At 69.4% G+C, this 21,959-nt stretch carries 25 protein-coding genes; 19 read left to right on the forward strand and 6 right to left on the reverse strand.

All coding sequences use genetic code 11. From position 1 onward, the window contains the following. Positions 1 to 4: 4 nt before the first annotated feature. A complete protein-coding gene (locus tag ACIA5D_RS23935; protein ID WP_396032380.1) occupies positions 5 to 1,384 on the reverse strand; it encodes an FAD-dependent monooxygenase in 1,380 nt (459 codons plus the stop codon). Between the two features lie 78 nt (positions 1,385 to 1,462). Here ACIA5D_RS23935 and ACIA5D_RS23940 point away from each other — a divergent pair, with 78 nt between their 5' ends. Next, positions 1,463 to 2,113 (forward strand): TetR/AcrR family transcriptional regulator C-terminal domain-containing protein, encoded by a 651-nt coding sequence (locus tag ACIA5D_RS23940; protein WP_396032381.1) that lies wholly within the window; start codon positions 1,463 to 1,465, stop codon positions 2,111 to 2,113. Positions 2,114 to 2,407: 294 nt separating this feature from the next. Continuing rightward, positions 2,408 to 5,377 carry a discoidin domain-containing protein gene (locus ACIA5D_RS23945; protein ID WP_396032382.1) on the forward strand — a complete coding sequence of 990 codons (2,970 nt, stop codon included), beginning with the start codon at positions 2,408 to 2,410 and terminating at the stop codon, positions 5,375 to 5,377. A gap of 50 nt (positions 5,378 to 5,427) precedes the next feature. On the opposite strand, the gene ACIA5D_RS23950 is transcribed toward ACIA5D_RS23945, so the two are convergent. Beyond that, entirely contained in the window at positions 5,428 to 6,117 is a 690-nt protein-coding gene (locus ACIA5D_RS23950) for a hypothetical protein (RefSeq protein WP_396032383.1), read from the reverse strand. A 40-nt stretch (positions 6,118 to 6,157) separates the two neighbouring features. Further along, positions 6,158 to 6,616, reverse strand: coding sequence for a redox-sensitive transcriptional activator SoxR (gene soxR / locus ACIA5D_RS23955; RefSeq protein WP_396032384.1), 459 nt, complete (start codon positions 6,614 to 6,616; stop codon positions 6,158 to 6,160). A gap of 45 nt (positions 6,617 to 6,661) precedes the next feature. Here soxR and ACIA5D_RS23960 point away from each other — a divergent pair, with 45 nt between their 5' ends. Beyond that, complete coding sequence (locus ACIA5D_RS23960) at positions 6,662 to 7,342, forward strand: thiamine pyrophosphate-dependent enzyme (protein ID WP_396032385.1); 681 nt, start codon at positions 6,662 to 6,664, stop codon at positions 7,340 to 7,342. Between the two features lie 7 nt (positions 7,343 to 7,349). After that, entirely contained in the window at positions 7,350 to 8,225 is an 876-nt protein-coding gene (locus ACIA5D_RS23965) for a transketolase family protein (RefSeq protein WP_396032623.1), read from the forward strand. A gap of 21 nt (positions 8,226 to 8,246) precedes the next feature. Here the strand turns inward: ACIA5D_RS23965 and ACIA5D_RS23970 are convergent, their stop codons facing one another. Continuing rightward, positions 8,247 to 8,687, reverse strand: coding sequence for a hypothetical protein (locus ACIA5D_RS23970; protein WP_396032386.1), 441 nt, complete (start codon positions 8,685 to 8,687; stop codon positions 8,247 to 8,249). 128 nt (positions 8,688 to 8,815) lie between these two features. Here ACIA5D_RS23970 and ACIA5D_RS23975 point away from each other — a divergent pair, with 128 nt between their 5' ends. Next, positions 8,816 to 9,235 carry a PH domain-containing protein gene (locus ACIA5D_RS23975; RefSeq protein WP_396032387.1) on the forward strand — a complete coding sequence of 140 codons (420 nt, stop codon included), beginning with the start codon at positions 8,816 to 8,818 and terminating at the stop codon, positions 9,233 to 9,235. Positions 9,236 to 9,292: 57 nt separating this feature from the next. Here ACIA5D_RS23975 and ACIA5D_RS23980 read toward each other — a convergent pair whose 3' ends face one another. After that, complete coding sequence (locus tag ACIA5D_RS23980) at positions 9,293 to 9,520, reverse strand: hypothetical protein (RefSeq protein WP_396032388.1); 228 nt, start codon at positions 9,518 to 9,520, stop codon at positions 9,293 to 9,295. A 121-nt stretch (positions 9,521 to 9,641) separates the two neighbouring features. On the opposite strand from ACIA5D_RS23980, the gene ACIA5D_RS23985 reads away from it, so the two are divergent. The 12 genes from ACIA5D_RS23985 to ACIA5D_RS24040 all read left to right on the forward strand — a co-directional run bounded on the left by ACIA5D_RS23985 (position 9,642) and on the right by ACIA5D_RS24040 (position 19,208). Then, positions 9,642 to 10,160: a UTRA domain-containing protein gene (locus ACIA5D_RS23985; RefSeq protein ID WP_396032389.1), complete on the forward strand. Its 519-nt coding sequence runs from the start codon at positions 9,642 to 9,644 to the stop codon at positions 10,158 to 10,160. Beyond that, positions 10,157 to 10,897, forward strand: a complete 741-nt coding sequence (locus tag ACIA5D_RS23990; protein WP_396032390.1) for a GntR family transcriptional regulator — start codon at positions 10,157 to 10,159, stop codon at positions 10,895 to 10,897. Before ACIA5D_RS23985 ends, ACIA5D_RS23990 begins: the two co-directional genes overlap by 4 nt. Positions 10,898 to 10,915: 18 nt before the next feature. Further along, entirely contained in the window at positions 10,916 to 11,428 is a 513-nt protein-coding gene (locus ACIA5D_RS23995) for a flavin reductase family protein (RefSeq protein WP_396032624.1), read from the forward strand. A 124-nt stretch (positions 11,429 to 11,552) separates the two neighbouring features. Beyond that, positions 11,553 to 11,891 (forward strand): DUF485 domain-containing protein, encoded by a 339-nt coding sequence (locus ACIA5D_RS24000; protein WP_396032391.1) that lies wholly within the window; start codon positions 11,553 to 11,555, stop codon positions 11,889 to 11,891. Further along, positions 11,891 to 13,567: a cation acetate symporter gene (locus tag ACIA5D_RS24005; RefSeq protein ID WP_396032392.1), complete on the forward strand. Its 1,677-nt coding sequence runs from the start codon at positions 11,891 to 11,893 to the stop codon at positions 13,565 to 13,567. The genes ACIA5D_RS24000 and ACIA5D_RS24005 overlap by 1 nt, the downstream gene beginning before the upstream one ends. 77 nt (positions 13,568 to 13,644) lie before the next feature. Further along, positions 13,645 to 14,715 (forward strand): LCP family protein, encoded by a 1,071-nt coding sequence (locus ACIA5D_RS24010; protein WP_396032393.1) that lies wholly within the window; start codon positions 13,645 to 13,647, stop codon positions 14,713 to 14,715. 10 nt (positions 14,716 to 14,725) lie between these two features. Further along, positions 14,726 to 15,061 carry a rhodanese-like domain-containing protein gene (locus ACIA5D_RS24015; RefSeq protein WP_396032394.1) on the forward strand — a complete coding sequence of 112 codons (336 nt, stop codon included), beginning with the start codon at positions 14,726 to 14,728 and terminating at the stop codon, positions 15,059 to 15,061. After that, on the forward strand, positions 15,058 to 15,828 hold the full coding sequence (locus ACIA5D_RS24020) for a glycerophosphodiester phosphodiesterase (RefSeq protein ID WP_396032395.1): 771 nt from the start codon (positions 15,058 to 15,060) through the stop codon (positions 15,826 to 15,828). The genes ACIA5D_RS24015 and ACIA5D_RS24020 overlap by 4 nt, the downstream gene beginning before the upstream one ends. Positions 15,829 to 15,912: 84 nt before the next feature. Further along, positions 15,913 to 17,049, forward strand: coding sequence for a sensor histidine kinase (locus ACIA5D_RS24025; protein ID WP_396032396.1), 1,137 nt, complete (start codon positions 15,913 to 15,915; stop codon positions 17,047 to 17,049). Between the two features lie 39 nt (positions 17,050 to 17,088). After that, the gene (locus tag ACIA5D_RS24030) at positions 17,089 to 17,967 is read left to right on the forward strand and encodes a DUF5926 family protein (protein ID WP_396032397.1); all 879 of its coding nucleotides are present in this window, start codon (positions 17,089 to 17,091) and stop codon (positions 17,965 to 17,967) included. Position 17,968: 1 nt separating this feature from the next. After that, complete coding sequence (locus ACIA5D_RS24035) at positions 17,969 to 18,709, forward strand: glycoside hydrolase family 16 protein (RefSeq protein WP_396032398.1); 741 nt, start codon at positions 17,969 to 17,971, stop codon at positions 18,707 to 18,709. A 40-nt stretch (positions 18,710 to 18,749) separates the two neighbouring features. After that, a complete protein-coding gene (locus tag ACIA5D_RS24040) occupies positions 18,750 to 19,208 on the forward strand; it encodes a hypothetical protein (protein WP_396032399.1) in 459 nt (152 codons plus the stop codon). Here ACIA5D_RS24040 and ACIA5D_RS24045 read toward each other — a convergent pair. Continuing rightward, entirely contained in the window at positions 19,192 to 20,397 is a 1,206-nt protein-coding gene (locus tag ACIA5D_RS24045) for an arginine deiminase (protein ID WP_396032400.1), read from the reverse strand. The two genes, ACIA5D_RS24040 and ACIA5D_RS24045, sit on opposite strands and share 17 nt — an antisense overlap. Positions 20,398 to 20,669: 272 nt before the next feature. Here ACIA5D_RS24045 and ACIA5D_RS24050 point away from each other — a divergent pair, with 272 nt between their 5' ends. Then, the gene (locus ACIA5D_RS24050; protein WP_396032401.1) at positions 20,670 to 21,401 is read left to right on the forward strand and encodes a hypothetical protein; all 732 of its coding nucleotides are present in this window, start codon (positions 20,670 to 20,672) and stop codon (positions 21,399 to 21,401) included. A gap of 82 nt (positions 21,402 to 21,483) precedes the next feature. Then, a complete protein-coding gene (locus tag ACIA5D_RS24055; RefSeq protein WP_396032402.1) occupies positions 21,484 to 21,942 on the forward strand; it encodes a hypothetical protein in 459 nt (152 codons plus the stop codon). Positions 21,943 to 21,959: the final 17 nt, after the last annotated feature.

Consider the following 21,959-nt stretch of genomic DNA (forward strand, 5'->3'; position numbering starts at 1 on the left):
GAACTTACTCGTTAAAGCTGAACCGACCGAGCGCCTCCCGAAGTGCGGCCTCGCCCATGGCCTCGACCCAGGCCACGTGCCCATCGGGACGGATCAGCATGGCGGGGCCGTCCCACGCGAGAGCCTCGCCGCCGAGACGTCTCGATCGCGCCGAGTCGCGGCTCAGGAGAACCGGTTGCGCCGCGTGGAGGTGCCGGTAGAGCCGGGTGCCGTCGGGGAGATCCAGGTCGGGCACGCGGTGGCCGGCGCCGTCGCCCAGCCCGGCGTAGTGGATGTCGAGCCCGGCCAGCATCTCGCTCAACGACCGATTCACCCCACCGAGCGCGCTCAAGCCCGTCAGCACCCCGCGTAGCGCCGAGGTCTGCGGGTCGGGCCGGGTAAGCGCGGTCTGCGCACGCGTGTTGGCGAGGACGCGCTCCGCGACGGGCCGGCGCTCCGCCTCGTACGTGTCGAGCAGCTCTTGATCTTGGCCCTTCTGAAGCGAAAGAGCGAGCTTCCAGCCCAGGTTGAACGCGTCCTGGACGCCGGTGTTGAGGCCCTGGCCGCCGGCCGGGTAGTGGATGTGGGCGGCGTCGCCGGCCAGCAGCACCCGGCCCGACCGGTAACGCGACGCGAGCCGGGCGGCGTCGTTGTAGCGCGAGATCCAACGCGGGCTGTGCAGGCCGAAGTCGGTGCCGGCGTGCCGCAGCAGTGACGCGCGCAGATCCTCGACCGTGATCGGCGCGTCCCGGTCGGCGACGTGATCGAAGTCGTTGGTCATCACCCGGTACCAGCCGGGCTCGAAGTTCAGCACCGACCAGTTGCCATGCGGCGTGCGCTGCTGGAAGACCGGCGCGGCGGGCGGCGAGGCGAGCTCGACGTCGCCGAGGATCGCGGTCATCGTCGCGGGCGTGCCGGGAAAGTCGATGCCGGCGAGCTTGCGGACCGTGCTGCGCCCGCCGTCACAGCCGACCACAAACTCGGCGGCGAGCTCGCCCTGGGTGGTCTCGATCTCCACGCGATCCGGCGTCTGGCGCAGGCCGGTCACCGCGATCTCGCGCCGCAGGCGTACGCCCAGATCGCGCGCTCTCGCCTCGAGAAGCCGCTCGATGCGGCGCTGAAGGATGTTCAGCAAGAACGGATATCTGGTCGGCAGGCCGGAGAAATCCAGCGGAATGCCCGCGAAGTGCCCCCGCGGCAGCCGCCGGCCCTCGGCAAGGAACGGCTCGAGCATGCCGCGCATGTCGAGGATCTCCATGGTGCGGGCGTGGATGCCGCCCGCCCGTGACTCGCCGCTCGGGCCGGCCAGCCGCTCGATCACCAGCGCGTCGACCCCGCCGAGCCGCAGCTCACAGGCGAGCATCAGCCCGGTCGGCCCGCCCCCGACGATCACCACTTGCTCCATGATCCTTCGCCCCCCTAACTAAGTTCGGGCATCTCTAACTTTGTTAGGGATACCCCGAACTTTGATAGGGTGTCAACCGTGAAGCTCACTTCGGACGCCATCGCCCGCGCCGCTCTCGCCGCCCTCAACGAGGTCGGCCTCGACGGCCTGACCATGCGGGTGCTCGCCAAGGAGCTGGGCGTTCAGGCGCCGACGCTCTACTGGCACGTGAAGAACAAACAGGAGCTGCTCGACGCGATGGCCGACCTGCTCGCGGCCGAGGCGACGGAGGGCCTCGAGGCGCCGCGGCGCGACGAGACGTGGCAGGACTGGCTGGTCGCCCTGGCCGTCCGCAACCGGCGCACGCTGCTGCGATATCGGGACGGGGCACGGGTGGCGGCGGGAGCGTATTCGGCGCATCCGGCCGTCCTGCGCACGGTCGAGCTGATCCTGCGCACGCTGCAGGACGCGGGGTTCGAGCCGGCCACCGCGGCCCGGGCGTTCCCGGTGATCCTGCATTACACGATCGGCTTCACGATCGAAGAGCAGGCGCGGGCGGGCGCGGCTTATGAGCGGAATCCGTACGCCGGCGGGCTCCGGGTCGACGCGGAGCGCTATCCACTGACCGCGGGCGCCGCGGGCGATCTCTACGACGAGGACACGGACGCGAATTTCGAGTATGGGCTTCGCATCGTCTTATCTGGAATATCCGGACTTGTCGGTCATGGTGATCGAAGCTTGGGAATGTGACGCCACGCCGGGAATCCCCTCGCCTCCAGCCGTCGTGATCAAATCGTCACACGTTTTCCATGAATAGCGACCTAAACCACATGTGCGGTCAACATGGACGAAGGCCGACAGATCGCCTGGCCGGATAAATCCGGTTTCATCGGGAAAGATGGAAAACACCTGAGTCGGGTGCGCCAACCTATCGGCCCACGATGGCTCTGTAACTGGACCGTACGGCGGGTTTCTCATGGCGTAGCGCCGATGGTCCTGATCAAAGGTTCCCACGTTGAGTGTTTTCGCTCCGGCGAAATTCTCATGGGGGAAACAAGCATGCACCTGCGCGGCCACCACTGGTCCCGAGCCGCGGCAACGGCTGTCCTCTGTGTCCTCACCGGCACCGCCGTGGTGCTGCACCAGCAGCAGTCGGGCAGCGCCGAGTCGCCCACCACCGGCGCCGCCGACCCGCACACCGGCCACATCATGCCGGAGGCCGAGGCCGTGCCCGTCGCGGTGACCACCGCCGCGCCCCTGCCGCGCACCGGATGGACCGCGTCCGATCCCACCGCCGAGTCCTCCGCCGCCAACGTGCTGGACGGCAACGCGAACAGCTCGTGGAAGAGCGCCGCCGGCCTGCCCCGCGCCATCACGATCGACACACACAACCGCATCGCGCTGAGCGGCCTCACGTACCGGCCCTCCGACGGCGCGAACGGCCGCATCGGTCAGTACTCCGTGCAGATCAGCGACAACGGCACCACCTGGAGCGCGAACGTCGCCACCGGCACGTTCGCCGACGACGACGTGGTCAAGACCGTCACCGTCAACACCGTGGTGACGCGCTTCGTGCGGCTGACCGCGATCGGCGAGGCCGGCGCCCGGGTCAACTGGGTCTCCGCCGCCGAGATCAACCTGCTCGGTGGGACCGACCCCGCCCTTCCGCGTACGGGATGGACCGTCGCGGCCGACAGCCAGGAGACGGCCAAGCAGCCGGCCGCGGCGATCAACGCGATCGACGGCAACACCAAGTCGATCTGGCATTCGGCCTGGAGCTCGAACCCGCCGAAGGCGCTGCCGCACTGGATCACCGTCGACATGCACAAGGTCAATCTGGTCTCCGGCCTCAGCTATCTGCCGCGCCAGGACACCTCGCCGAACGGCATGATCGGCAAGTACCGGGTCGAGACCAGCTTCAACAACACGATCTGGAGCCCGGTGACGGCGACCGGCTCGTTCGTGCCGACCAGCAGGACCGCGCAGACGGTCACGTTCGCCCCGCAGATCGCCCGCTACGTGCGGCTCACCGCGCTGACCGAGGCCGGCAACCGCGGGCCGTGGAGCAGCGCCGCCGAGATCAACGTGCTGGGCCGGGCCAACCCGACGCTGAGCCGCACCGGCTGGACCATCGCCGCCGACTCGCAGGAGACGGTGAACGAGGACGGCCGGGCCACCCGTGCGATCGACGGCAGCTACGCGACGTTCTTCCACAGCCAGTACACGCCGGCACCGGCCAAGGCGCTGCCGCACACGCTCACCATCAACATGGGCAAGGTTCAGCCGGTCGGCGGCCTGTCGTACCTGCCCCGCCCGTCGACGAGCAAGAACGGCCGGATCGGCACCTACAAGATCTATACCTCGGTCAACGGCACGACCTGGACCAACCGCATCGACGGCGCCAAGTTCGCGGACAGCGCCGCCACCCAGACCGTCGTCTTCCCGCCGATCGACGCCAAGTACGTCCGGCTGATCGCGACGACCGAGGCCGGCAACCGCGGCCCGTGGACGACGGTCGCCGACCTCAACGTGCTCGGCGCCAGCGGGTCGGTCTCCCCGATGCGTGGCATGTGGAGCGCGCCGGTCGGGTTCCCGCTGGTCCCGGTCGCGGCCGCGCTGCTGCCCAACGGCAAGGTGCTGACCTGGTCGGCGTACCAGAACGACACCTACTCCGGCGCCGACCCTACGAAGCCCGGTCTCACGATGACCGCCACCTATGACCCGGCCACCGGCGTCGTCACCCAGCGCGAGGTCACCGAGACCGGGCACGACATGTTCTGCCCCGGCATCTCGGTGCTGCCGGACGGCCGGATCATCGTTACGGGCGGCAACACCAACCAGAAGACCAGCATCTACGACCCGGCCACGGATGCCTGGACCTCGGGCGCCAACATGACGGTCGGCCGCGGCTACCAGGCCAGCGTCACCCTCGGCAGCGGTCAGGTGTTCACCATCGGCGGCTCGTGGAGCGGGCCGGTCGGCGGCACCGACGGCATCGGCCACAAGAGCGGCGAGGTCTGGTCGGCCGATTCCGGCTGGCGCGCGCTGCCCGGCGCCGACGCCACGCCGATGCTCACCGCCGACGCCAACAAGCTCGGCGACTACCGCAAGGACAACCACGCCTGGCTGTTCGCGTGGACCGGCAACAAGGTGCTGCAGGCCGGCCCGAGCAAGAAGATGAACTGGTACTCGGTGGACGGCGACGGCTCGACCACCCCGGCCGGCAACCGCGGCGGCGACGACGCCATGAACGGCAGCGCCGTCATGTACGACACCGGCAAAATTCTCACGCTGGGCGGCTCACCGAGCTACGACAACTCGGAGGCCACCGCCGCCGCGCGGGTGCTCACCATCAACCCGGACAACACGGTGACCAGCCGACAGGTCGGGTCGATGGCCAACACCCGCAGCTTCCAGAACAGCGTGGTGCTGCCGGACGGCAAGGTCCTGGTGATCGGCGGCGAGAACTACGCGGTGCCGTTCTCGGACAACACCGCGGTGCTCAACGCCGAGCTGTGGGACCCGGTCAGCGAAGGGTTCACGACGATGGCCACGATGACCGTGCCGCGTACGTACCACAGCGTCGCCCTGCTGCTGCCGGACGGCCGGGTGTTCAGCGCCGGCGGTGGCCTCTGCGGCAAGAACTGCGCGACCAACCACTTCGACGGTCAGACCTTCACCCCGCCGTACCTGCTCAACGAGAACGGCACCGCCGCCTCCCGCCCGTCCATCACCAGCGTGTCCGACACGACGGTTGCCAACGGCGGCAAGATCACGGTCACCACCGACCGGGCGGTCACCGCCTTCTCGATCGTCCGGATGGGCACCGCCACCCACTCGGTCGACACTGACCAGCGTCGCCTGTCCCTGGCCCCCTCCACCGGCAACGACGGCAGCTACACGCTGACCATCCCGGCCGACAGCGGCGTCGCGATCCCCGGCAACTGGATGCTCTTCGCGCTGGACGCCAAGGGCGTGCCGAGCGTCGCGAAGATCGTCCACATCGGCGAGTAAGGAAACGAGTAACCAAAAAGGGGCTTCCTCGGCGCCCGCGCCGGGCGCAATTACGAATGTTTTCCGACGTAGCGCGACCTCCGGCTCACCAGCACCGCGGCCACGCCGCCGATCAGCAGCAGCGTGCCCGCGGCCAGGAGAACCACATTCGTGCCGGCGCTCGTCTCCGTCTCGCCGCCGGCCAGCTCCGACTCGGCAGGCACCCCGGCGGCGGCCGACCGCGGCAAAACGGACGACGGTGAAGGCGAGGTGGCCGTGCGCGAGGGCCGCCGCGTATTCGTCGAGGTCATCAGCCTGAGATAGACCGCTCCGACGGCCGGTCCAGCCATTTTCGTCGGCGACAACGACAGCGTGCCCCCGGTACCGGCCGCCCCGCCCTGCCCCTGGGCCCAGGACGCCGGATGCCACTCGAACACCACCGGCGACACCCGCTGCGCGGTCGCCGACGCCGTGACATGAAACCCCGAGAGCGCATACTCAGCTCCCGCCCCGACCCGCTGCGGCAAAGCACACCAGGCTCCGCCCAGAATCCCGTCCCGGTAATACCGGCAGTTGGTGAACTCCCGCGGCAGGCTCAGCCCGCCCGACACCCGGATGTTCACGACCACCCCGTCGACCGCCGACCCGCCGGTGTTCCGCACGCCGACCGGCAGCGCGATCGTCTGCCCCGGCTTGATCGCGGGAGCGGACGCCCCGGCCAGCGTCACCAGCCCGGAAGCGCCGGCCGGCGTAGGCGCCATCAGGAGAACTAAAAGGACAAACCACCCCACGAGGGGCAGGCTACTCAAGTTCCGCGTCCGCCGGGGGGTTAATGATCATCTGAGGGCCGGACCCGCGGGCAGCCAGCCGGTCGGCCGGGTTGATCAGGTTGCAGCGTTGCAGCGAGAGGCAGCCGCACCCGATGCACCCGGTCAGCTGGTCGCGCAGCCGCTGCATGAGCAGAATGCGTTCCTCCAGCTTTCCGCGCCAGCGGGCCGAGAGCCGTGCCCAGTCGGCCTTGGTCGGCGTGCGGCCCTCGGGCAGCTCCGACAGCGCCTCGCGGATCTCGTCCAACGTCACCCCGACCTGCTGGGCGATCTTGATGAAGGCCACCCGCCGCAGCTCGGAGCGCAGGTAGCGGCGCTGGTTACCGGTGGTCCGGGTGGAACGGATCAAACCCTCGCGCTCGTAGTAGCGCAGCGCGGAAGGCGCCACGCCGCTGCGCGCCGCGAGATCGCCGATGGCCAGCGTCGTCTCCATCACAACCCTTGAGTTGAAGTGCACTTTAAGTTGCAGCCTATCGACATGACCGTGACAGCACTCCCCGCCGACGCGCTGCTGAGCCTGATCGCGCGCACCACCGGGGACGAGAAGCACGCGCCCAGCTCGTACTCGACGCTCGACGTGCTCTGGGTGCTCTACGACCGCATCCTGCGGATCGATCCGCGGAATCCCGACCAGCCCGACCGCGACCGGTTCCTGCTCTCGAAGGGCCACGGCCCGGCCGCCTACTACGCGGTGCTGGCCCAGAAGGGGTTCTTCCCCAAGGAGTGGCTCGACACCATGGGCGCGTGGGACAGCCCACTGGGAAATCATCCCGACCGCCGCAACGTCCCGGGCGTCGAGATCGGCACCGGCTCGCTGGGCCATGGCCTCGGCATCGGCGCCGGGGTGGCGCTCGGCCTGCGCGCGCAGGGCTACCTCGAGCCGCGCGTCTTCGTCCTGGTCGGCGACGCCGAGCTCGACGAGGGCTCCAATCACGAGGCGATCGCGTACGCGGCCGCCACCCACCTCCCGATCACCGCGATCGTGATCGACAACCAATCGGCGACACACGGCTGGCCCGGTGGGATCGCCGCCCGCTTCCCGGGCTGGATCATCTCGATCGTTGACGGCCGGGATCACGAGCTGATCGAGCATGCCCTCGCCCGCCGTCACGACCGCCCGAACGTCGTCATCGCGACCGTCGAACCGAAGCGGGGCTGAAGCCATGATGCGGGAAACTTTCGTCGCCACCACCACGGAACTGCTCGCCGAGGACCCGCGCACCGCGCTCGTGCTCGCCGACATCTCGGCCGACGCGTTCGAGCCGGCCATGCGCCGCCACCCCGACCGGGTGCTCAACGTGGGCATCCGCGAGCAGCTCATGACGGGCGTCGCCGGCGGCCTCGCCCTCACCGGCATGCGTCCGATCGTGCACTCGTACGCCCCGTTCGTGGTCGACCGGGCCTACGAGCAGATCAAGCTCGACCTCGGCCACCAGGACACGGGCGCGGTGCTGGTCAGCATCGGCGCCTCCTACGACGCCTCGAGCTCCGGCTACACCCACCAGTCCCCGGGCGACGTCGAGCTCCTCGACACGCTCGAGGGCTGGACCGTGCACGTCCCCGGCCATCACGACGAGGTGCCGTCGCTGCTGCGGCAGGCGGCCCGCCACGACGACCGGGTCTACGTCCGGCTTTCCGTTCAAGAGAACCAGCACGCGTACGCCGACAGCACCCGTCTACGCGTCATCAGGCGAGGCGGCGCCCTGGTCGTCGCGGTCGGCCCCATGCTCGACCCGGTCCTCGAGGCCACCCGCGACCTGGACGTCACCGTCGCGTACACGAACACGCCCCGCCCGCTCGACGCCGAGGGACTGCGCGCGCTGGCCGAGGGCGACGTCGTGATGGTCGAGCCGTACCTGAGCGGCACCTCGGCCCGGCAGGTGGCCGCGGCGCTGGGTGACCGCCCGCACCGGGTCCTGCATCTGGGCGTCGGCCGCGAGGAGGTGCGCCGCTACGGCTCATGGCAGGACCACGCGCGGGCGCACGGCCTCGACGCGGCGGGCCTGCGCGGCCCCATCACCGAGTTCCTGTGGTGCGGGTGACGGTGATGGTGGTGCGGATGATCAGGCGGCGATCGCGGGGCGCGGCGTACGGAACACGTGCTCGAGCAGCGAGTCGAAGTGCCACACCGCCTCGGGCTCGCCGAGCCGCAGCCGGAACCGCTCGCGGACCCCGTCCACCGCCGTGGCCGCCACGTCGACGGCCGTGCGGGGCAGGTCCGGGCTCCAGGTCACGTTGCTCAGGTGCCGCAGGTTGGCGTTGAGGTGCAGCCGCAGCCGGTGGAAGACCTTGGTCTCCTGGGTGACGACCAGCCGGCGGTAGGTGAGCAGCAGCAGGTACTCGCCGGCCATCGGCGCCTCGGGGCGGTGGCAGCGGCTGACCAGCACGGTGGTGTCGTCCGGCTCCACACACCGGCGGAAGATCGGCATGTGGCGGCTCACGGTCGGGATGGCCACGCCCGCTTCGGCGGCGGCCGGCAAGAACGTACGGGAGAACACGTCCATGTGCCGTTCAACGGTGGCTCCCGCCCGGAGGCATCGGCCGTCACCCGATGAATGTCGAATTACAGCCGCTAGACAATTGTTGCGTCACCCTTTCCAAGGCCCCGCGCGCGGGCTGCCATAGTTGGTGCGTGCAGTGGCGCATCAGGCCGGTCTTGCCGGTCACCAAGCTGATGGGCGCGGTCGCGGTCGTGGTGCTGGCGGTCGCGTTCGCGGGAAATGACCCGATTCGCTGGGCCATCGCCGGGGTCGCGGCGATCGCGCTGGCGCTCTGGGCGCTGCGCGATCTGATCGCGCCGGTCCGCCTGGCGGCGGACGCGACCGGGGTCACGGTGGTCGCGGGATTCGCCCGCCACCGGCATCTGCCATGGTCGAAGATCGAGCGCGTACGGGTCGACCGCCGCACCCATCGGGGGCTGCGCAGCGAGGTCCTCGAACTGGACACCGGCGACGCGATCTACCTGTTCAGCACCAACGACCTGGGCGCCCTGCCCGACGACGTGGCGACCTCCCTGGCCGACCTGCGGTCCAGCTCGCCGTCGCAGGCCTGAGCGCCCCGGCGCGCATAAACGGCGTCTACAGATACTTCGTCTTCGCCAAGTGACCCGCTATCGCCGTTTGCGGAGGCCGTCGCGGCGGACGAAGATGACGCGGCGCTCGATGGCGTCGCCCGAGGGGCCCAGGACGTAGCCGTCTATCCACAGCCAACCGTCGTAGGTGCGGCGGGGGTCCACACGGATCACTCGGAAGGTCAGCGCGCGATCGCCCTGGAACTGGACGCTGGCCGCACCGCCTACGTAGAGCACGTCGCCGGGCTGCGGCAACGCCTCACTCATCCGGGCCCCTCTCCATATCGCCCAGTACGTGCGCGACTACGGACGGGATTACGTTACACAAATTGTGTAATGGCCAGTATCCGGAAGGTGACTGTCCACATTCGCGGCCGAATGGGGCAGCATGATCGGAGTGGGCAACCCGTATGTCGTAGCCGGGGCCGGCGATGCGTGGAAGGCCGAGGCCGCCGCTGCCGGCCGCCGGGGGACGCAGCGGCTGCTCGATGTGCGCACCCTGACGCCGAGCGACGAGGTGCGGGCCGCGCTCGCGCTGGGCGAGGGCGAGCTCGCGGTGGTGCGGAGCCGGTTGATGCTGCTCGACGACGTGCCGGTGGAGATCGCGGATTCCTTTTATCCCGCTTCGCTGGCCGCCTCCACACCGCTCGCCTCGCCGGCGAAGATCAAAGGTGGGGCGGTCGCCGTGCTGGCCTCCTTGGGACGGGCGGCGGCGTCGACGATCGAGACGATCACGGCGAGGTTGCCTCGACCGGACGAATTAGACGATTTGCAGATCGGTCCGGCGGAACCGCTACTCGTTTTAATGCGCATAAGTTTGGATAAAGAGGGTTTGGCGGTCGAATACGCCGTCAACAGAATGGTCGCCGGCCGGAGCGAACCCCTCGAATACCGGGTGGCGCCATGACGGTCCCGGACGATGATCTGCGGTCGAAGCAGCAGCAGCTCGCCGGCGACCTGCGCGCGCTGATCCTCGCCGAGGACATCGCGGCTGGGGCGCGCCTTCCGAGCACCGCCGAGCTGAAGCAGCGCTACGGCGTCAACAACATGACGGTGACCCGCGCGCTCGCGATCCTCAAGGCGGAAGGCCTGGTCGAGGGTCATCGCGGCAAGTCGGTGGTGGCGACCGGGCGGCTCCCGTCGGTTCTCCGGGCCGCGCTCGCGCCGCCTCTTCGCGTGCCCGGAAACACGACCTCGACGCGGCTGCTCGAGGTCGGCGAAGGGCCGGCGCCGGCTCGCGTCGCCGCCGCCTTCGGGCTGGCCGTGGGCGACCCGGTGCTGGTGCGGTCGCAGCTGGCCCTGCTCGATGGCGAGCCGGCCGAGCTGGTGTGGAACTACTACCCGGCGGACCTCGCGCGGGGCACCGCTCTGACCGAATCACGGCTGCTGCCGGGAGGAGCGCTGGCGGCGCTCGGACTCTCCGTCGCGCGGGCGGTCGACCATGTCTCGGTACGGCCGGCCACCGTCGCGGAGTTCGTGATGCTCGAGCTTCCGGGCGACGTCCCTGTTCTGCGGCAATTCCGGATCGCGTACGCCGAGGGCGGCCGGGCCGTCGAGGCGACCGTGATGATCAAATCGGGTCAGCGGTTCGAGATCCGCTACGACGTGCCGCTAAGCGACGAGAATGCTGAGCGACGAGAATGATGGCTCGTGACAGCTGACATGCCCGGCGGACGGATCCATTCGAGCGACCCCTTCGCGACCCCGGAGGAGGAGAGGTCCCCGGTACGGCGGCTACGCGGCAGATTGGCGGCGCCCGTCACGCTCTGGACGGCGCCGGGGCCGCGGGGACTGACCGTGTCGTCGATGCTCGTCGCCGACGGCGATCCGGGGCGGGTGCTCGGGCTGATCGACGAGGAGAGCGATCTCTTTCCGGCGATCGAGCGGGAAGGCCGCTTCGCCGTCGCGCCGCTCGGCCCCGACGATCGGCAGCTGGCTGACCGATTTGCCGGGCTGATGCCGGCGCCGGGCGGGCTCTTCGCCACCGGGGAGTGGGTGTCCACGGAGTACGGTCCCGTGCCGGCGGGCCGAACCTGGGCCGGTTGCCGGCTGGAGAGCAGCCGCGAGTGCGGCTGGGCAGTGCTGGTCGAAGGCGTGATCGAATCGATTTCCTTCGAGGGCGGAGCGCGGCCACTGATCCATTACCGCGGTCGATATCACGAGGTGAGCGGCTGACCGCCCACCCACTCGGCGCAGTCAGACCGCCACTCGGCGCAGGGTCCGACCGGGCCCCGCCGCCGGGAACCAGGGCTTCGTACGTTGCCGGAAATGCCCATCCCCACGAAGGTGGTGAATCCCGGTGACGACAGAAGTGCCTTCCGAGTCCTCCACCGAGAGATACCAGGCCGTCCAGCGGTCCGAGGATTTCCAGCGCCTGCGCCGCAAGCTGCGCAGCTTCATCTTCCCGATGACGATCGCGTTCTTCCTCTGGTACCTGCTCTACGTGATCCTGTCCGCGTACGCGCGCGGCTTCATGAGCATCAAGGTCGTCGGCAACATCAACATCGCGCTGATCTTCGGCCTCCTGCAGTTCGTCTCGACCTTCCTGATCGCCTGGTACTACGCGCGGTACGCGAACCGCGAGCTCGACCCGATCGCCGACAGCATCCGCAACAAGATGGAAGAGGGTGCTGAGTGATGGAGTCGCACCTCCTGGCCGCCGAAGCCGAGGCCACCAGCGCTCGTGGGCTGACCATCACGCTGTTCCTCGTCTTCGTGGCCATCACCCTGGGCATCACGATCTGGGCGAGCCGCCAGACCAAGACCGCTACTGACTTCTACGCCGGCGGCCGCCAGTTCTCCGGCTTCCAGAACGGCATGGCGATCGGCGGCGACTACATGTCGGCCGCGTCCTTCCTGGGCATCGCCGGCCTGATCGCGCTGTTCGGCTACGACGGCTTCCTCTACTCGATCGGCTTCCTCGTCGCCTGGCTGGTGGCGCTGCTGCTGGTCGCCGAGTTCCTGCGCAACTCGGGCCGGTACACGATGGCCGACGTGCTGGCGTTCCGGATGCGCCAGCGTCCGGTGCGCTCGGCCGCCAGCCTCTCCACCGTGGTCGTGTCGATCTTCTACCTGATCGCCCAGATGGTCGGCGCGGGCGCGCTGGTCTCGCTGCTGCTCGGGATCAAGCCGGGTCAGACGTTCCTCGGCATGGACGCGGACACCGCCAAGGTCGCCACGATCATCCTGGTCGGCGCCCTGATGATCGTCTACGTGGTGGTCGGCGGCATGAAGGGCACCACCTACGTGCAGATCGTCAAGGCGTTCATGCTGATGCTCGGCGCGCTGGTGATGACGTTCCTGGTGCTCTGGCACTACAAGTTCAACCTGTCCTCGCTGCTCGGGGACGCCGCGGCACAGTCCGGCAAGGGCTCCGCGTTCCTCGAACCCGGCCTGCGCTACGGCGTCGAAACGGCGGGCGACGCGGCCAAGACCTTCTACAGCAAGATGGACCTGATCTCGCTCGGCATCGCGCTGGTGCTCGGCACGGCCGGCCTGCCGCACATCCTGACCCGCTTCTACACGGTGCCGACCAGCAAGATCGCTCGGAAGAGCGTGCTCTGGGCGATCGGCATCATCGGCACGTTCTACCTGTTCACCCTGGCCCTCGGCTTCGGCGCGGCGGCCCTGGTGGGCGGCAAGGCGATCACCGCGCAGGACAAGGCCGGCAACACGGCGGCGCCGCAGCTGGCGCAGCAGCTGGGCATCGACTACTTCGGCGGATCCACCGGAGGCGCGGTGCTGCTGGCAATCATCGCGGCGGTCGCGTTCGCCACGATCCTCGCGGTGGTGGCCGGCCTGACCCTGGCGTCGTCGTCGAGCGTGGCGCACGACTTCTACGCCAACGTGATCAAGCGCGGCAACGCCTCCGAGCGGGACGAGGTACGGGTCGCCCGCATCTCCGCCCTGGTCATCGGCGCCGTCGCGATCGTGCTGTCGATCTTCGCGCAGAGCCTGAACGTGGCGTTCCTGGTGGCGCTGGCGTTCGCCGTGGCCGCCTCGGCCAACCTGCCGGCGATCCTGTACAGCCTGTTCTGGAAGCGGTTCAACACCTCCGGCGCGATGTGGGCCATCTACGGCGGCCTCATCTCGGCCGTGGTGCTGGTCTTCTTCTCGCCGGTCGTCTCGGGCAGCCCGACCGCGATGTTCCCGCATGAGGACTGGCACTGGTTCCCGCTGAACAACCCGGGCATCATCTCGATCCCGCTCGGCTTCCTCTGCGGCTACATCGGCACGCTCATCTCGAAGGAGGACGACACCGAGAAGTACGCCGAGCTCGAGGTCCGGTCGCTGACCGGTTACGGAGCGCACTAGAGGGATTACTCCCCTCTTTGTGCCGAACGGGTGTCGATAACCGGGCGCGATGGCCGACGCTCCGTAATCTGGATTCCATGTCTACGACCGTCGGACGAGCCTCGGTGCAACCACCCTCATACGGTCCGCCACCCGCGAAGCGGCCCCGGCTGAAGCCACGCTGGGGCCGCATCGCACTCCTGGGCGGGCTGGCCGTGCTGATCATCGCGGTGATCGCCGGCATCTCGCTGTACGGCTACGCCAACGGCCTGGACAAAGACCTCAAGCGCACGAACGCGTTCTCGGGACTCACCGGGGACCGGCCGGCCAAGGCGGTCGAGGGCGCCCTCAACATCCTGCTGGTGGGCAGCGACTCCCGCGATCCCGACGCCAAGGAGGACGAGGCCAACGCCTGGCGGGCCGACACGCTGATCCTCATGCACGTGCCGGCCGACCACAAATCGGCCCAGATGGTGTCGATCCCGCGTGACCTGTGGGTGGTCGTCCCCAAGAGCAACAGCGCGGCGTGCAGCGACGGCAGCCGCGCCAAGATCAACGCTTCGTTCGCCTTCGGCGGGCTCCCGCGAGCGGTGCACACCGTCGAGTGCCTCACCGACGTGAAGATCGATCACGTCATGGCGATCGACTTCGGCGGCTTCAAGGAGGTCACCGACGCGCTCGGCGGCGTCGACCTCAAGGTGGACAAGACCATCACGTCGATCCACAAGCCGCACCGGGTGTTCACCAAGGGCATGATGCACATGGACGGCGCGCAGGCGCTGGACTGGGTGCGCCAGCGCTACCAGTTCCCCCGCGGCGACTTCGACCGCGTGCGGCACCAGCAGGAGTTCCTCAAGGCCCTGATGGACAAGGCGGCGAGCAGCGGCACGATCACCAACCCCGGCAAACTCGACAAGTTCCTGAAGTCGGTCACCGCCGCGGTCACCGTCGACCAGGACTTCTCGCTCAGCGACATGGCCGTCGACCTGCGCGGCATCCGAGGCAGCAACCTCACCTTCGTCACCAGCCCCAACAAGGGCAGCGAGACCATCTCGGGCCAGTCCGTGGTGGTCTCCGACCGGGAACAGGCGATCGCACTCTACAAGGCCGTCAAGGACGACAAGATGAGCGAGTGGATGGCGGCGAACCCGAAAAAGTCGACCTCGTAAGCTGAGAGCCGTGTTCGGACCCCAGGTTCCCAGCGTGACTCCCGACGAGGTCACCTCGGACGCTTATCTTCTTGACGTACGCGAGCCCGACGAGTGGGAGGCCGGCCACGCCCCCGGCGCCCACCACCTGCCGATGATGGAGGTCCCGGCCCGGTTGGCCGAGATCCCTGCCGACCAGGAGGTCGTCGTGGTCTGCCGCTCCGGTGGGCGCTCCGGCCAGGTGGTGTCGTATCTGATGGGCAACGGCTGGGACAACGTGCGCAACCTCGACGGCGGCATGCAGGTCTGGGCCGCCGTCGGGCGCGATGTCGTCAGCGAGAACGGGAAACCCGCCCAAGTTCTATGAAAAGGCCTCTCGTCTTCGCGCACCGCGGCGGCGCGGACGCGCTTCCCGAGCACACGCTCGGCGCCTACCTCCGCGCGATCGAGGAAGGCGCCGACGGGCTCGAGTGCGACGTGCGGCTCACCCGCGACGGGCACCTCGTCTGCGTGCACGACCGCAATCTCAACCGTACGAGCAACGGCCGCGGCCTGGTCAGCAGCAAGACGCTGGCCGAGCTCGACGAGCTGAACTTCGGCTCCTGGCATCCCGGCTATCCGGCCGACGAGGAGCTGCCCGACCTGAGCCGGCTGCTCACGCTCGACCGGCTACTGGAAGCGCTGCGCGACAGCGGCCGGTCGGTGCGGCTACTCATCGAGACGAAGCATCCGTCACGGTACGGCGCCGAGGTCGAGCGCAAGCTCGTCGAGACGCTACGGCGGCACCACCTGCCCGACGAACGGGTGCACGTCACGGTGATGTCGTTCGCCGCGCTCGCCCTGCGCCGCATCCGCGCCCAGGCCCCGGAGGTGCCGACGGTGTACCTGCTGGAGATCCTGCCGCCCGGGGTGGGTCGCGGCCGGCTGCCGTTCGGCGCGCGCATCGCCGGGCCCAGAGTCGGCCTGGTCCGCTCCCGCCCCGGCCTGGTGCCGTCGATCAAACAGGCCGGCCACCAGGTGTACGTGTGGACCGTCAACGAGCCCACCGACCTCGAGATGGTGATCGAACACCAGGTCGATGGCGTGATCACCGACCGGCCGCGGTTCGTGATGGAACGCCTGGCCGAGATGTGACGTCACACACGGTACGGTGAATCGCACCAAGATCCGCATGCAACCATCTGCCCAAAACCCAGGAAGCGAGGCAGACTCGCAGACATGCCGGAGCGTCCCGACTATGCCGCGCTGACCCGTGGTCAGATCGCGGTCCTGGATCGGCTCAAAACCGGCGAGGTGGGGCTGCCCCTGGTGCAGCGGATCGTCCGCCTCGCCCAGGAGGTGCTGGGCGCCGACGGCGCGGGATTCGTCGAGTACGCCGCCGACCACGGCCGGGTGGTCGCCGCCAGCGGCGCGTGCGTCAAGGCGATCGGGCGCCGGGTCGATCGCGTTTCCGGGAACCCGATCCCGCTCCACGAGCTCAACGAGATCTTCGCGAAGCAGGTCGCGGGCGGAGACATCCACCGGGTCCTGGGCGCCCGGAGCGAGGGCGGCTCCCTCCACGTGTACTTGCCCGATAAACCCGACAAGTCGTTTGAAGAGGTGCTCGAGCTGCTGGCCGGCTACCTCGGCCACCTCTACGCCACCCAGCCGCGCGACCCCGACCAGGCTCGCCGCCAGGAAAACCGCGACCTCTGGCTCGCCGTCACCAGCCACGAGCTACGCACCCCGGTGACGGTGATCAAGGGGTACGCGGACACGCTCGCCAACCACTGGGACTCGCTGGGCGAGCAGGGCCGCCAGGAGGCCGTACGCATCATCGGCGCCCGCTCCGGCGAGCTGGCCCGGCTGGTCGACCGCCTGCTGTCCGCGACCAGCGACGACGGCGAGGTCGGCCGCGGGACGGCCGGGCCGTTCGACCTCCCCGAGACGCTCCGCAACGCCGTCGAGGAGCTGCCGGAAGACCTGCGCCGCCGCATCGTGCAGGGCAACCTGCCGGCCGAGCTGCCGAAGGCGTACGGCGAGCGCGACTCGATCGCCACGATCCTCACCGAGCTCGCCACCAACGCCGAGAAGAACTCGCCGGCCGACTCCCCGATCGAGCTGTGCGCGGCGGCCGACGGCGAGACCCTGCGCTTCCGGGTGTCCGACCGCGGCATCGGCATCCGCCCCGAGCACGTCGAGCGGGCCTTCGAGCGGTACTGGCAGGCCGAGGCGGGCGACCGGCGGCGTCACCCCGGCGCGGGGCTGGGGCTCTACCTCGTACGCCGTCTGGTCGAGCGGCAACAAGGGTGGGTGTCCCTGCGGCCGCGAGACGGTGGAGGCACCACCGCCGAGGTGCGACTCCCGCGCGCCTGAGTGGCTTGAGCCGGAGGGCACCGCCTAGGCTGTCGAGCCGTGAGCAAGCGTCGCAACCAACGCCAAACCGCACCGAAGCGCGAAAAGGTGCGCGACATCTTCGTCGCTCGGCCGTTCGAGGGCCTGGCCGACGAGCCGGAGTGGATCGCCCTGCGCGAGCTGGTCCCCGCCGCCTCGGCGCCGCTGACCCTCAAGCCCGAGATCGTCGAGGAGTACGGCGACCGCCCGGTCACCCTGTCGACCGTGCTGCCGATGGCGTGGCCCGCGATGACCCGTACGGATGGCCGGGTCTTCATCGGCCTCCAGCGGCACGTGCAGTCCGGCGACGTCTCCCGCGACCTGGCGGTGGCGATCCTCAGCGCGCTGCGCACCGAGCCCGGCGACACCGTGTCCGTGCCGGCGCTGCCCGGCCAGGGCCTGCGCCTGCAGGACATCCTGGTCGACGGCCCGCTCGAGGTGACCATGCAGGAGGGCTTCGAGTACTGGCTCGACGCCGACCAGGCCGAGGACCCGAACGTGAAGGCGTCGCTCGAGCGGGCGAACGCCTCGATCTACCCGACCGTCCGGCTGGCGGCGGGGCGGGCCGCGTACTGGTGCCGGGTGGCGCCGGACAAGGGCCACGTGCGCTGGGTGCTGCCCGAGCCCGAGGACAAGGCGCTGGACGCGCTGTCGCGGCTGAGCGCCGCCGGCGATCTGCTGCTCGGCGAGAACACCAAGTTCGCCGGCATGTTCCGGGCGCACGGCCTGCTGGTGCCGGTCTGGGACATCCCCGGCGAGCCCGAGGCGGCCGACTGGGAGGCGCCGCTCGCCGACTTCGCGAAGCGCTACGCCGACATCCTGGCCGAGACGGGCCCGCTCGACGCCGACGCCCGCCGCGCCCGGCAGGGCCTGATCGGCCGGCAGCTGACGCTGCGCTGAGATGTCTTCCCTCGCGGAGCGGTTCACCGCCGATCGATTGGACCGCTCCGTCTGGGTTCCGTGGTATTTGCCCCATTGGAGCTCCCGCGCGGCCACCGCGGCGACGTATGCGGTCGGCGGCGGCTCGTTGCGTCTGAGCATCCGGCCCGACCAGCCTTTGTGGGCCGAGGGAGTGCACGAGACGCCGCTGCGGGTGTCGGGCATCCAGAGCGCCAACTTCTCGGGCCCGGTCGGCAGCACGATCGGCGGCCAGCCGTTCCTCGACGGCCAGCGCGTCCGCGAGGAACAGCCGGCGTTCTGGGGATGCACGCCGCTCTACGGCGACATCGAGATCCGCATGCGCGGCATCATCACGCCGCGGTCGATGGTGGCGTTCTGGCTCTCCGGCATCGAGGACGAACCGTCGAAGTCGGGCGAGATCTGCGTGATGGAGGTCTTCGGCACCCGCCCCCAGGGCGTGGGGATGGGCTTGCACCGCTTCCGCGATCCGCGGCTCACCGAGGACTGGTCGGTGGTCGATCTGGCGATCGACGTCGCGGCCTTTCACACGTACGGGGTGCAATGGCGCCCGGATCATCTGTCCTTCACCGTCGACGGCTCGGTGGTGAAGACGGTCTCTCAGGCCCCCGACTATCCCGTCCAGCTGGAGATCGCCGTCTTCGACTTCCCCGAGAAGGCCGGCCTCGTCCCGGGCCCGACACCGACCCCCGAGCTGATCGTCTCCCACGTCCTCGTGCGATAGCTGACAGAAGATGTCAGCCGGGCGGCCCTAGCCTCGCGCCATGGCGAAGAACTTCGATTTCCTTGTTGGCGAGTGGACCTCCAAGCAGCGGCGGCTCCGCGAGATCCTGTCCGGGTGCGACGAGTGGTACGAGTTCAGCGGGACCACCCGCTGCTGGAGCGTCTTCGACGGTGGCGGGAACATCGACGAGGTCGCGTTCCCGGAGCAGGGGTACACCGGCCTCACCCTGCGGCTGTTCGACCCCGCCACCGAGCTGTGGTCGATCTATTGGGCACGCAACGACACCGGCCTCACGCTGCCGCCGACCGTGGGGCGCTTCGACGAGGACGGAATCGGCCGGTTCTACGACGACGAGGAATGGCAGGGCCGGCCGATCCGGGTGCGCTATCTCTGGACGGTGCCGTCCGACGACTCGTGCCGGTGGGAGCAGGCGTTCTCCACCGACCAGGGCGAGACGTGGGAGACGAACTGGGTCGCCGACTTCACGCGGGCCGGGTGAGGGGCGCCCGCTCGATCGGGCAGCTCATGCATCTCGGGCCACCGCGGCCGCTGCCGAGCTCGCTGCCGCTGATGCGGACGACCTCGATGCCCGCGCGCTCGAGTTGGGCGTTCGTCTCGATGTTCCGCTCATAGGCGACACAGAGCCGTGGGGCGATGGCCAGGGTGTTGTTGCCGTCGTCCCACTGCTCGCGTTCGGCCGTGACCGGGTCGAGGCCGGTTTCGATGGTGCGCAGCCGCTCGATGCCCATGGCATCGGCGGCGGCCTCGAGGAACGGGCGTGGCGGCCCGGCGTGCGGCTCACCGTCGGCGTCCGCGATGACCGTGTACGCCCGCAGCGAGTCGGCCGCGTTCGGATACATGACGACGGCGTCGACGTCGACCATCGTGCACACGGTGTCGAGGTGCATGGTGGCCCGCTCCTGGGCGATCGGCACCACCAGAATCGTGTGCGCCAGACCCCCCTCGAAGACTTTCCTGGCGAGGCGCTCGGCGCCGGCCGGGGTGGTGCGCTCGCCGACCCCGATGGCCAGCACGTCGGGCGCCAGCACCAGCACGTCCCCGCCCTCGACGTGCTCGAGCGCCGGGTCGTACAGCAGCTCGACCCCGGCGAAGCGCGGATGGTGGCGGTAGATCGCCCTCGTGAGGGTCGTCTCGCGCCGGCGGGCCGGCATGGCGAGGCTGGTGACCGCGACCCGGTCGCGCACCCAGACCGAGGAGTCGCGGGTGAACAGCAGGTTGGGCAGCGGGTCGATCACGAAGTCGTGGGGGTCCATGAGCTCGTACACGAGCCCCCGCGGCCCCGGCTTGAGCTCGCCATGCGCGAGACCGGCCATCAGCACCTCGGCGAGCCGGCTCGGGTCCTGGTCGGCGAGGTAGCCGCGGACACCTGCCCGCAGGGTGTCGCCGAGCCGCCGGTCGTCCAGCACCGCCTCGGTGAGCTCGTCACGCGCCTCGGGGATGGTCAGGGTCTCGGCCAGCAGATCGCCGAGGTAGAGCACCTCGACCCCGCGTTCGCGCAGTGCCGAGGCGAACGCGTCGTGCTCCTCCTGAGCGCGGCCCACCCAGGGGATGCCGTCGAAGAGAAGCGAGTCGTTGTTCCGGGGTGTCAGGCGGGCGAGCTCGGCTCCGGGCCGGTGCAGCAGGACGGTCCGAAGGGGGCTCACTTCACTGTCGACATAGTGAACCATCTCGGTACTCCTCGCATTTGACCGATGACGTTCTGACTAGATCATGGGACATCGGTGCACGAGAGCGAAGGTGAGGCTAACTTTGTGCTTGAAGCTGCCGAACCGGGGAGACGACGCAAGATGCACCATCCGCAAGAAGTTGCGGTGCATGAATGTCTGATTCATCCCGACTCACTCGTCTCTCTTTCACCCCGATGTCTTGCTTCCGTGTGGGGGCGAGCACGTACGGTAGTGACTAGAGAGCCCGAAGAGACCTTTTGCCGGAGGTCGCAGTGACTGTCTTCCCGCGCCCTGCTCTGCCCGTACCCGTCAAGGCGCCCCCCGCGATAAGCCGCCACCCCGCGGCCGCGACCGCTATTGACACTCCGCGCCCTACGCCCGCCGACTGGGCCCGCCGTCGCCGCGCCGAACGTGACGCGCGCCGTCTCGAGGCAGCCGGAAACCGCGCGCTGACCCGACTCGACCGTCTCGGACCCAACTGGCACATCGTCGACTGGCCGCGTACCGACGCGCAGGGCTACTACGAGCCCGACCTCGCCGACGACCGTGCCGGCTTCCTCGCCATCGGCCCCGGCGGCGTGTACGCCGTGACGGTGGCCGACCACGGCCGTGCCCGCGTGCTGATCGCCGGCGACGTCGTGCAGATCAACGGTAAGCGCCCGCAGTACATCGCCGAGGCCCGCCGTGAGGCCCGCCGGGCGAGCAAGGCGCTGTCCGCCGCGGTCGGCCTGACCGTGCCGGTCACCCCGGTGCTGACATTCGTCGGCAACGGCGTGATCAGCGTGCACGGCCTGCCCAAGGAGGTCCTGGTCTCGACCGACAAGGAACTCGACCGCCTGCTCATCGCGGGTGGCGCGCGCATTTCGCCGGCCACCGCCAGCAAGCTCTCAGCCGTCGCCAATCACCCCGGTACCTGGGCAAACGCGCCCTATCGCCCGGCCGGTGACTACCGGTGGCACCCCGACGGACAAACGGCCGCTGACAAGCGGACAGCACGCCGGTAACGTTCCTCCCGGTGTATTCGACGGGTCGCCGCCGCTGACGCGGCGGCGTCGCCCGCCGATCCGAGGGAACGAGGAGGACCGGGTGGCACACGTCGAGCTCTCCCTGTCGGGAGCGTTCGTGCCCCAGGCGCGCACACCGGCCGAGGCCGAGTTCGTCCCGAGTCTCGAGCGTTGGACGTCCGCGGTGGCCGAGGCGGCCGAGCCGTGTCTGGTGATCGACACGTCCACCACGATCCTGGCCGTGTCGGCTTCGTGCTGCGAGCTGTTCGGCCTGGGTAAGCCCGCCGAGGTGACCGGCCAGCCGCTCGGCGCGGCGCTACGGCTGATCGACTTCACGGCCGGCGCCGGCGAGCTCGACGAGACCGACGTCGAAAAGATCCCGCCGCTGCTTGCCATCCGCAGCGAGCGGCTGGCCCGCGGCCTGCTGCGCACGGCCGCTGTCCCCGGCGAGCCGCCGCTGACCGTCGACGCGATCACCACGCCGCTGCTGAGCGGCGAACGGGTGGCCGGTTCGCTGACTTTCTTTGCCTCGGTGCGCTGATTTCCACTGGTGTGGTG

The organism is Actinoplanes sp. NPDC051513, assembly GCF_044454685.1.
Classification (GTDB): domain Bacteria; phylum Actinomycetota; class Actinomycetes; order Mycobacteriales; family Micromonosporaceae; genus Actinoplanes.

Coding starts and splice junctions, on each gene's coding strand:
- ACIA5D_RS23980 (WP_396032388.1), bottom strand. CDS start 9,520: ATGAGTGAGGCGTTGCCGCAGCCCGGCGACGTGCTCTACGTAGGCGGT.
- ACIA5D_RS23985 (WP_396032389.1), top strand. CDS start 9,642: ATGATCGGAGTGGGCAACCCGTATGTCGTAGCCGGGGCCGGCGATGCG.
- ACIA5D_RS23995 (WP_396032624.1), top strand. CDS start 10,916: ATGCCCGGCGGACGGATCCATTCGAGCGACCCCTTCGCGACCCCGGAG.
- ACIA5D_RS23945 (WP_396032382.1), top strand. CDS start 2,408: ATGGGGGAAACAAGCATGCACCTGCGCGGCCACCACTGGTCCCGAGCC.
- ACIA5D_RS23960 (WP_396032385.1), top strand. CDS start 6,662: ATGACCGTGACAGCACTCCCCGCCGACGCGCTGCTGAGCCTGATCGCG.
- ACIA5D_RS23965 (WP_396032623.1), top strand. CDS start 7,350: ATGCGGGAAACTTTCGTCGCCACCACCACGGAACTGCTCGCCGAGGAC.
- ACIA5D_RS23950 (WP_396032383.1), bottom strand. CDS start 6,117: ATGGCGCCTACGCCGGCCGGCGCTTCCGGGCTGGTGACGCTGGCCGGG.
- ACIA5D_RS23970 (WP_396032386.1), bottom strand. CDS start 8,687: ATGGACGTGTTCTCCCGTACGTTCTTGCCGGCCGCCGCCGAAGCGGGC.
- ACIA5D_RS24010 (WP_396032393.1), top strand. CDS start 13,645: ATGTCTACGACCGTCGGACGAGCCTCGGTGCAACCACCCTCATACGGT.
- soxR (WP_396032384.1), bottom strand. CDS start 6,616: ATGGAGACGACGCTGGCCATCGGCGATCTCGCGGCGCGCAGCGGCGTG.
- ACIA5D_RS23935 (WP_396032380.1), bottom strand. CDS start 1,384: ATGGAGCAAGTGGTGATCGTCGGGGGCGGGCCGACCGGGCTGATGCTC.
- ACIA5D_RS23990 (WP_396032390.1), top strand. CDS start 10,157: ATGACGGTCCCGGACGATGATCTGCGGTCGAAGCAGCAGCAGCTCGCC.
- ACIA5D_RS24025 (WP_396032396.1), top strand. CDS start 15,913: ATGCCGGAGCGTCCCGACTATGCCGCGCTGACCCGTGGTCAGATCGCG.
- ACIA5D_RS24045 (WP_396032400.1), bottom strand. CDS start 20,397: ATGGTTCACTATGTCGACAGTGAAGTGAGCCCCCTTCGGACCGTCCTG.
- ACIA5D_RS24040 (WP_396032399.1), top strand. CDS start 18,750: ATGGCGAAGAACTTCGATTTCCTTGTTGGCGAGTGGACCTCCAAGCAG.
- ACIA5D_RS24035 (WP_396032398.1), top strand. CDS start 17,969: ATGTCTTCCCTCGCGGAGCGGTTCACCGCCGATCGATTGGACCGCTCC.
- ACIA5D_RS24020 (WP_396032395.1), top strand. CDS start 15,058: ATGAAAAGGCCTCTCGTCTTCGCGCACCGCGGCGGCGCGGACGCGCTT.
- ACIA5D_RS24005 (WP_396032392.1), top strand. CDS start 11,891: ATGGAGTCGCACCTCCTGGCCGCCGAAGCCGAGGCCACCAGCGCTCGT.